The organism is Achromobacter sp. 2789STDY5608615 (assembly GCF_001298995.1).
GTDB classification, from domain to species: Bacteria; Pseudomonadota; Gammaproteobacteria; order Burkholderiales; family Burkholderiaceae_B; genus Achromobacter; species Achromobacter insuavis.
In genome coordinates this window covers 247,624-256,381 of the sequence record NZ_CYTY01000006.1, presented here as the reverse complement: position 1 = coordinate 256,381, position 8,758 = coordinate 247,624, and the positions used below count along the sequence as shown (strand labels likewise).

Sequence of the window (8,758 nt, the reverse complement as noted above, 5' to 3'; positions counted from 1 at the left end):
CTCTCGCGGGTCTCGGAGCAATCCGAGGCCCGCTTTGTTTTGCGTGTCGTTTGCGTGGCGGGCGTCGTTCATTCTGCTTCCATCGGCAATGATGCAGAATGCGCTCCTCAAGCGCCGATCGCGATCGGGGCTGGGGAGGCCATCTCCCTTACTGCGGATCCCTGTTTCCCGGAAAACGACATCCATGACCGGCTCCCCCTCCATCAAGCCCGGCAATCGCCTGACGATCCTCATCTTCGTGATTCTCGCGGCAGTTGTGCTGTTGCTGATGCGGGTTGACTGGCTGACGGTGGGGCTGGGACCGTATTTCCCGGCGTATTGGACCGCCGTGCTGGTCTGGCTCGTCTGCGTCGTGCTCGTCATCCGGCGGCAGCGACGCTGGTGGGTGCTGGTGACCGCGCTGGTCGTGCTCTATCCGGCGGTCATGGTGGGATACTTCTTGATCGAGTGTTCGCGCAAGGCCTGCATTTTCTGAGCCAGGTTTGCTGTTCCGCCGGATGATCTGATCCGGCGCTTCCGGCGCGCGCATCCGAGCCGCCCATTTCCCTTTCTTCATTTCGCACCATCCGACGGTGGGCGGTCGTTCGCGCGCGTCGGCGTCCTGTCGGTCGGTCAGGCGTCGGCGCGCCCGTTGTTTGTCCGTGACATGAAAGCGGCTTCTGAAGCGCCTTCGAGGCGCTGGCGCGAGTGCCGTTTCGATGGGGGGTGGGCTGGCGTCATTGGCTTGACTTATTTAGTTACATAAATAGTAAAGAAATTAACAATGGTTAAAAGATTTCTCCAACTCTGGTCGTACCGCACGCCTATATTTCTGACTCGTAGCTAAAATTCACAAAAATGGCGTTTCAGTCGGTTTCGACGATGCAACAGCCTCGTCCGGCAAACAATTAGAACCCATCTATTAAGCCGCCGCCCCTGCGATGCTGCCCATTTTTGTTTCCTCGCCGCTCCTGCCGCTGCGCGCCGCTCCCGATATGACTCGGATCCGGCTTCCCATGCATGCCGTTGTCGCCTGCCTGGCGGGCCGGTTTGTGCTTCTCAGTACCTGATTCCCATGCAAATTCTGCACACGCTTTCTGGCCTCAATCTGGGCGGATTGGAGTTTCGCGTCCTGGATCAGTCGCGATGGCTCCAGAAACAAGGCCATTCCGTGGCAATTGCCGCACCGCCCGGGAGCGACACCCTGAAGCTGGCGCGTAGTTGGGGGTTGGCCACGATCGGCATGGATTTCAGTTCCCCCTACTCGTGGTCGGGCGTGCTCACGCTGCGGCAACTCGTGAAGGATCTGCGCATCCAGGTCATTGACGCGCACGGCACGCCTGACGCGAAAGCCAGCGCGCTTTGCCGCGATCTGTGTTCGCTGGTGCGGACCTGGCACTTCTCCAGGCCCCTGCGCACGTCGTGGCGGCGGCGGCTGGAGTGGCGCCTGGGTTGCCATCGCGTCATCACCACCAGCCAGGGCGGCGCCCAGGATATCGTCACGGCGGGTTTTGCCGGGCAGAAGCGTATCAGCGTGGTGGGCGAGTGGGCCGACCACGGATTCTTCGCCGACGTGGACAAGCAGGCGATACGCCATGCCATGCGGCAGGAGCTGAGGCTGGATCCGGCCGCGTTCGTGGTGGCCACCATCGGTATGCTGCGGCCCGACAAGCGGCAGGAGGATCTGTTGCGCGTGGTGCAGGTGCTGCGCCAGCGTGGCGTGCCCGCGCACGCGCTGGTGGTCGGCATGCCAACGCGCGCGACGGCCGCCTATGGCCAGAAGCTGCATGACCTGGTCGCGGAACTGGGGATTGGCGACTACGTGACCTTTGCCGGGCACCGGGAAGATATCTCGAACATCATCCACGCCGCCGATGCGGTGCTGGTGCCGTCGATCAACGAGGCTTGGTCGCGCGTTGTGCCGGAAGCCTACGCGTCGCGTTGCCCGGTGGTGGCCAGCGCGGTCGGCGGGCTGCCCGAGATCGTGCAGCCGGGCAACACCGGCTGGCTGGCGCCGGCGCAGGATGTCGCGAGTTTCGCCGATCACCTGGCCTGGATCTGGTCGCATCCCGAGCAGGCTGCCAGGATCGCCGAGCGGGCTCGCATGTTCGCCGACCGGCACTTGATGCTGTCCCAGAAAATGGCGGAGACGCTCAGCGCGTACCAGGCAGCGATGGAGGATGCGCGCTCGGCCGGGAACGTGGAAGCGATGGCCTGATATTGCGCGCGATCACGCGCGTCGGGAGGGCGGCCCCGGCCGCCACCGCCGTTTCCTGTGGACGGGCCGGTTGCCGATAGGTCGGTAGCCGGCCCGCGTCGTTTCCAGTCCGGGGATATTCCGGTCAGCGATCGCGTCGCCGCACCATGCGGCTGAAGCAGCGCATGACCGCCGCGACCGTGGTGGCTTCGCGCCAGTATTTGCGGCGCAGCGAGCGCAGCGGCAGCCACCAGGGCTGGACCACCACGTTGTCGGCCCAGGCCGGGCGCCAGCGGGGCATGTTGCGGGGGCGGTCGACGATGGTGACCGTCGACAGGCCGCAGCAGGAGGCCAGGTGGCCGATGCCGGAGTCGGTGCCGATGAACCAGCCGGACTCGTAGACCTCGGCGGCGACGCCATCGATGGATGGCGCCTCGACCAGGCCGACATGGGCCTGTTCCAGCAGCGGCAGCCAGTGGGCGCGTTCAGCGGGCGCCAGCACGAAGACCGGCTCGTAGCCCATGGCGCGCAGGCGGCGGGCGACGATCACGTATTTGCCGGGCGTCCAGCAGCGCTCGGCTTCGCTCGAGGTCGGATGCAGGATCACGCGCTTGTCATGGCGGCGGGCTTTGAAGCGGGCAGGGGCCCGCAGGCCGTTGTCGTTGCTCCATTCGGTCAGGCCGAAGGCGTCGACCGAGAAACGGCGGAATTCGTCCAGGATGCCGTTGGGCGAAGCGTGCCTGCGTGGCGCCGCGTGGATCTGGCCCCACTCCTTGGTGCTCAGGAAACGTGGGCAGACGCGGGTGAGGCCGTCGAAGGGGCTGTCCGGATCCATCTGCACGATGGTGTCGTATCCCGCCAGGCTGGCCGTGTCCGCCGGCAGGGGCTGGATGTCGAAATCGGGAAACCATTCGCGCAGGGCGTAGCCATGCACGCCGTACACGGTGATGTCGCGGCCGGCCTTGCGCAGATTGTTGGCGAGCGTCATCTGGTACAGCGAGTCGCCAAGACGGTTGGAGAGGACCAGCGCCACTTTGCCGGTCTGGAAGGAATGAGCGGTGCTCACGTTCGATTCATCCTCGTAGCTTTTGCAGCGGAGAATAACCGATTGTTTCTCCGGTTTTCGGAGGCCGCCTGCTGGCAGGCCTGTCAGCGGCGCGTGGGCTGGCCGGGAGTACGATTTCGGCATGCCTACGCCACCTTCTCAGCGAGCCCTGCTCTGGGTCGTCGCCGCCTGTTTCTTCATGCAGACGCTGGACACCACCATCGTCAATACCGCCTTGCCCGCGATGGCGCGCAGCCTGGGCGAAGACGTGCTGGCCCTCAAGCCCGTGGTGGTGGCCTATACGTTGACGATGGCGATGCTGACGCCCGCGTCGGGCTGGCTGGCGGACCGGTATGGCACGCGCCGCGTCTACCTGGCCGCGATCCTGGTGTTCGCGGTCGGCTCCGTGTTCTGCGGGCTGGCGCAGACCCTGACGCAATTGACGATCGCGCGCGTGGTGCAGGGCGTGGGCGGCTCGATGCTGCTGCCGATCGGACGCCTGGCGGTGCTGCGGCGGGTGCCGGGCGACCAGTACATCTCGGCCCTGGCGTTCGTCTCGATCGCGGGGCAGGTCGGGCCGATCTTCGGGCCGACGCTGGGCGGACTGTTGGTGCAGGTGGCCAGTTGGCACTGGATCTTCATGATCAACGTGCCGATCGGCCTGTTGGGATTGATTGCGGTGCGCCGCTACCTGCCCGAGGATGCGCTGGCCGATGTGGCGCCGTTCGACGTGCTCGGTTGCGGGCTGCTGTCGTTGTGCATGGTGTCCTTTTCCCTGGCGCTGGACCTGCCCGCCGGCGAGGGCCGCATGGCCTGGTCGTCGGCGCTGTTCGCGTTGAGCGCGCTGACCGTGCTGCTGTATGTGGCGCATGCCCGGCGGCGCGACAACCCGCTGTTTCAGCTGCGCCTGTTCCGCGAGCCCAATTTCAGCGTCGGGCTGGTCGGCAACCTGGTGTGCCGGGTCGGCAGCAGCGCGGTGCCTTTCCTGCTGCCGCTGCTGTTGCAGTTGCAGCTGGGCTATACGCCGTTGCAGTCCGGCCTGATGATGCTGCCGGCCGCCATCGCGGGCACCATCTCGAAACCCTGGATCGCGCCGCTGGTGCGGCGCTTCGGCTACGACACCTTCCTGCTGGCCAACACCGTGCTGGTGGGCGCCGCCATCATGTCATTCGCCGCGATCTCGCATGATTGGCCATTGCCGCTGCAGATCGCGCAGCTGGCGCTGTTCGGCGCGGCCAATTCCATGCAGTTCGCGGCCATGAACAGCGTCACCCTCAAAGGCCTGAGCACGCGCGATGCGGGCAGCGGCAATAGCTTGTTCTCGATGGTGCAGATGCTGGCCATCGGGTTGGGGGTGACCATCGGCGGCGGGCTGGTCGGCGTGTTCTCGGGCGCGGACAATGCCATGCTGGGGCGCGCGTTCATGCTGACGTTCCTGTGCGTGGGCGCCATCACACTGCTGTCGGCGCTGGTGTTCCGGCGCCTGGACGCCGAGAGCTTGAACGGCGCCGGCCGGCGCGCGGTTGGCTAGCGCGGCCAGGCCGTTCATCGCGCCCCGGCTCCTATCAGCCAACGGCGCAGGGGCGTCGAGTAATAACGCGCCACCAGTCCGCCCAGCATGGCCGACAGCAGGATCGCCAGCACGCTGGCGGCGGTCAGCGCGCCGGCGCGCCACCAGGTCGAGACGACGCCGCCGGAATTGCGGCAGGACGCGGCGGCCAGCAGCAGGACCGGGAACATGTGCGTCAGGTAGATCTCGTAGCTGTTGTGGCCGGCCCATCGCAACGCGGCGAGCAGCGGGTTGGGGCGGGCCGGGCGAGGGTGGCGGCTCCAGCCGATCAGCAGGCAGGCCACGCCGATTTCCAGCACCGTCACGTTCAGTCCCAGCGCGGTCAGCCCCAGCATGCTGGTGGCCTTGCGCAGGAAGAACACCAGCACGAACAGCGCGGCGCCGACCAGCAGCAGCTTGCGGCCTGCCTGGCCGCAGGCGGGCCGCGCGGCATACAGCGCGGCATACAGCGCGGCCAGACAACCGATGGCGATGCCGTCCATGCCGGCCAGGTAGGCGTGGTCGGCCCAGATCTCGTTGCGGGTGAAAGCGACGCGGGCGAACGGCCCGAGCGCGACGAACAGCAGCAGGGCCAGGAGCAGCGCGCGCTGGCCGGCTGCCAGCGACAACAGGCAGATCAGGGGGAATGCCAGGTAGAAGGCTTCCTCGATGGACAGCGACCACAGCACGTTCCAGGCCGCCGGCAGATAACCGACCTGGGCTTCCAGCCAGTTCAGATGCAGCGTCAGCGCGCTGATGGTGGCGTGCGCCAGGCTGGTGTTCTCGAGGACGAAGCCGGGCATCTCGATCGCGTGCAGCGTGGCCAGGATCGCCAGCAGCAACAGCAGGCAGGGATAGATGCGGGCGAAACGGCGGCGCAGGAACTGGCCCCAGGGCACGGCCTCTAGGCTGCCCCAGCGCTCGATGGCCGCGCGGGTGATGAGAAAGCCCGAGATCACGAAGAAGATGATGACGCCGTAGTAGCCGCTGCGATAGACGATATTGAAGAGGGCGGCGGGCAGCACCTTGCCCAGCAGGCTTTGCTCCTGCGGAATGTGGATCTGCACGTGCAGCAGCACGACACACAGGATCGAGATGCCGCGCAGGGCATCGATGGCGGGGTTGCGGTGGGCGCCCTGCACGGGGCGCGCGGCCCTGGGTGGTGGGGCGAAAGCAGGCATCGGTCAGTCCGGGTATGGAAAGACGCCATGCTAGCCAGCGCCCTGTTAGGGGATTGGGCGACTGTGTATAGATTTTGTAATGCCAGGGGCGAAATCCATCCGGCCCGCCGCGGCCCGCAAATGGAAGAGCGCCCCAGCTCGAGATGAGTCTGGGGCGCTCCTGCCCGGCTTCGCACGCGATGGGTGTCAGACAGCCCGGCAAGTCCAATCTACTGCCGCCCCAGAGGGTCGGCAATAGGGAAAACCCGATAGAAATTAGGGGGTTACAACATTTTCCAGCGTGCCGCTCCCGCTGGGGGCGGCGCGGCGATGACCGCTGCCAGGCGCATCGTCAAGGCCTTGGGATGAATTCATCCAGCTCGGCATCTGCGAATTGTGGCGTTTTTCCCGTGCGCTGACACTGGATCCCTCATTTCATCGCGAGCGGAGATCGGCAGTGTTGGGATACCTGAAGCGTCAAGCCGGACAAGGCATGACGGAATACATCGTGGTCGTGGCGCTGGTGGCGGTTGCGGCGATCGCCGTCTACCAGGCCCTTGGCCAGGTGGTGCGGTCGCAGACGGCGGCCATGGCGCGCGAGCTGGCGGGCGAGGATGGCAGCGCCCAGTCGAACGCCGCGAGACTGGCGGTGCAGAAGGCAGCGGGCCAGACCAAGGCGCGTTCGCTCAAGTCCTTTACCGGCAACGCGGCGGCCGATCAATGACGGGCCCGGTAACGCGCGCCCGGCCGCGCATCACCCAACGCGGCCGGGCGCTGGTGCTGGGCATGATGCTGGCGGCCACGGTCTCGGCGGCGCTGGCCATGCTGTACGCGCTGGGGCGCACGGTCGAAGCGCGGGCGCGGCTGATCCACGCGGCGGATGCCGCGGCCCACAGCGGTGCGCTGGAGCAGGCCCGTCAGTTGAATTTCCTGGCTTATGCGAATCGCACGCAGATCGCCCATCAGATCGCGATGGCGCATCTGGTCACGCTGGGGGCGTCGTTGTCGTTCGAGCGCACACTCGCCGGCCAGCGCCGACGCAGCAATCCGCCCGCGCGCTTGCTGTCCTCGCTGTTTGGCCGTGACGTCGCGCTGGCCTATGGCGCGGCGCGCACCGAGCCCGGAGCGCAGGTCGAGTTGATGCGCGCCTACGCGGAACATGATCGTGTCGTGCATGAGGTGCTCGAGGCGGGTGCGGATTCCGCGGTGGCGGGGTTGCCGGCCGCGCGGGAGCGTCTCATGCGGGCAGTGTTGCGGGCAAACTATCCGGCCACCGGCGCGTCGAGGCGGACAGATTCAGCGGCCGCGGCGGCCAACGCGCCGACGATCCGTCTGCTGAGCGATGGCTGGCCGGAATTCCTCCTGCACCGTGCGGCGTTGCCCGGTAGCGCCCTGCGCCTGGCCGTCGAGCGGGCCGCCGGGCGCTACGGCTTTCTCGGCAACCGTGATGGGACGCGCGCCAATCCCACGACCGTCAATGCGCAGTGTCCGCTCGCGCGGCATCGACTGCGTCGCCGTGGCGCGACCTGGCTCGGCGCGGACGGGCGTTGGGGGGGCGCTGGATACGCAGTCGTTCCATTCCCAGCGCTTCAACCGTTGGGCGGGATGCTACTACCGGGAATATGCGATGGGTTGGGGCGTGGTGTCGGGGCCGGGATCCGCAGGCCCGGATGGCCTGGAATATGTCGAGAATCCCCCTGGTGATTTCACTTCCCAGGACTTCTGGCAGTGGGTGCGGCGGTCCACCGCCTGGGATGTCCGTGACGGCACGGGCAATCCTCTGGCCAATTCCTACGCCATGGCGCAGGTGCAGCCTTGGCCCGGCTTGGGCTTGCCCGGCTACTACGACGTGGCGAGCGTGCATGGCGCCGATCCGCTGCGATTCGCCTTGGCGGTCAGCGTGGCGCACGATGGGCTTGGCGATACGGTGGCTGCGGGCGCTGCCGCGTCTGTACGCGGGCCTCGCGGCGGGGAAGCGGGTCTGGGCGGGCCGTTGGTGGTCACCAGTGCTGCCGAGACCTACTACGCGCGGCCCGAGCCGCGTGCCGACGGTCGCGAGGAACTGCCGACGTTGTTTCGTCCGTACTGGCAGGCCCGGCTGGCCGCGGTAAGGCCAGAGGAAGCCCTGCGGGCCTGGGAGGCGCCATGAGCATCCTCCGTGCATGGCAACGCGGCCAGGCGCTGGTCGAGGCGTTGGTGCTATTGCCCTTGTTGATCTTGTCCTGCATGGCTGTGGCGTGGCTGGGCCAGTTGCTGTTCATCGCGCAGGCGGCCGGCGTGGCCAGCCGCTCGGCCGCGATGGTCGCTGCTGCGGGTGGGGGCATCCCCGCACGATCTGGCGCGCTGGTGTTGGCTCGGTCGTCCGTCGATGCGGAGGACTCTCGCCTGGCGCCCCGGCTGGCGGAGTGGCTGGGCGCCGATGTCCGTCTGGTGTCGGTCACGGCGCATGCCGAGGTGGCGGGCGCCGGACCTTGGGGGGCATTGCGTATCGAGCGGCGCACCCGCGTCGCGGCCGGCGCCGGTAACGCGGATGGCGATGAGGATGTGAGCCGCCGTATCGGGGCGGCGGCGATTTCCTGGGCGCAAACGGCGCAACGTTCCTTGTCGCTGGCGCGCGAGATCAGTGGTCAGGTGATGGTTGCGGATAGACCCTGGAGTCGGCCGGCGCTTTCTCAGGACTGGTTGTCTTCATGGGCCGACGTGGCGCCAGAGCAAGGATTGGCGCGAAACGGGAGGGCGACGCGATGAATGCGCGGTCATTCTTCGGCGGGCTGCGGCAGAGCCCCTCAGTCCACGGACAGCCGCGCGCGGCGCAGCGGGGCTCTGCA

The 8,758-nt window shown here is 67.1% G+C and carries 10 protein-coding genes; 7 read left to right on the top strand and 3 right to left on the bottom strand.

The genetic code is table 11. The annotated features are described in order from the left end of the window. Positions 1–186, bottom strand: a 186-nt coding sequence (locus tag AOZ49_RS33405) for a hypothetical protein (protein ID WP_231690274.1), incomplete at its 3' end; no start/stop codon positions are given. Here AOZ49_RS33405 and AOZ49_RS07910 point away from each other — a divergent pair. Both AOZ49_RS07910 and AOZ49_RS07905 read left to right on the top strand, forming a co-directional pair. Continuing rightward, positions 185–475, top strand: coding sequence for a hypothetical protein (locus tag AOZ49_RS07910; RefSeq protein WP_054432473.1), 291 nt, complete (start codon positions 185–187; stop codon positions 473–475). The two genes, AOZ49_RS33405 and AOZ49_RS07910, sit on opposite strands and share 2 nt — an antisense overlap. A gap of 579 nt (positions 476–1,054) precedes the next feature. Beyond that, positions 1,055–2,197 carry a glycosyltransferase family 4 protein gene (locus tag AOZ49_RS07905; RefSeq protein WP_054474801.1) on the top strand — a complete coding sequence of 381 codons (1,143 nt, stop codon included), beginning with the start codon at positions 1,055–1,057 and terminating at the stop codon, positions 2,195–2,197. A gap of 124 nt (positions 2,198–2,321) precedes the next feature. Here AOZ49_RS07905 and AOZ49_RS07900 read toward each other — a convergent pair whose 3' ends face one another. Beyond that, positions 2,322–3,242 carry a glycosyltransferase family 9 protein gene (locus tag AOZ49_RS07900; RefSeq protein ID WP_054432471.1) on the bottom strand — a complete coding sequence of 307 codons (921 nt, stop codon included), beginning with the start codon at positions 3,240–3,242 and terminating at the stop codon, positions 2,322–2,324. A 121-nt stretch (positions 3,243–3,363) separates the two neighbouring features. Here AOZ49_RS07900 and mdtD point away from each other — a divergent pair, with 121 nt between their 5' ends. Beyond that, positions 3,364–4,752, top strand: a complete 1,389-nt coding sequence (gene mdtD / locus AOZ49_RS07895; RefSeq protein WP_054432470.1) for a multidrug transporter subunit MdtD — start codon at positions 3,364–3,366, stop codon at positions 4,750–4,752. A gap of 14 nt (positions 4,753–4,766) precedes the next feature. On the opposite strand, the gene AOZ49_RS07890 is transcribed toward mdtD, so the two are convergent. Continuing rightward, positions 4,767–5,951, bottom strand: coding sequence for an acyltransferase family protein (locus AOZ49_RS07890; RefSeq protein WP_054432469.1), 1,185 nt, complete (start codon positions 5,949–5,951; stop codon positions 4,767–4,769). Positions 5,952–6,423: 472 nt separating this feature from the next. On the opposite strand from AOZ49_RS07890, the gene AOZ49_RS07885 reads away from it, so the two are divergent. The 4 genes from AOZ49_RS07885 (at position 6,424) to AOZ49_RS07875 (ending at position 8,678) form a co-directional block, all read left to right on the top strand. After that, positions 6,424–6,654 (top strand): hypothetical protein, encoded by a 231-nt coding sequence (locus tag AOZ49_RS07885; RefSeq protein ID WP_054432468.1) that lies wholly within the window; start codon positions 6,424–6,426, stop codon positions 6,652–6,654. Then, a complete protein-coding gene (locus AOZ49_RS07880; RefSeq protein ID WP_231690273.1) occupies positions 6,651–7,634 on the top strand; it encodes a hypothetical protein in 984 nt (327 codons plus the stop codon). Before AOZ49_RS07885 ends, AOZ49_RS07880 begins: the two co-directional genes overlap by 4 nt. 127 nt (positions 7,635–7,761) lie before the next feature. Continuing rightward, positions 7,762–8,079, top strand: coding sequence for a hypothetical protein (locus AOZ49_RS33400; RefSeq protein ID WP_231690272.1), 318 nt, complete (start codon positions 7,762–7,764; stop codon positions 8,077–8,079). Next, positions 8,076–8,678 (top strand): hypothetical protein, encoded by a 603-nt coding sequence (locus AOZ49_RS07875; protein WP_054474800.1) that lies wholly within the window; start codon positions 8,076–8,078, stop codon positions 8,676–8,678. The genes AOZ49_RS33400 and AOZ49_RS07875 overlap by 4 nt, the downstream gene beginning before the upstream one ends. Positions 8,679–8,758: the final 80 nt, after the last annotated feature.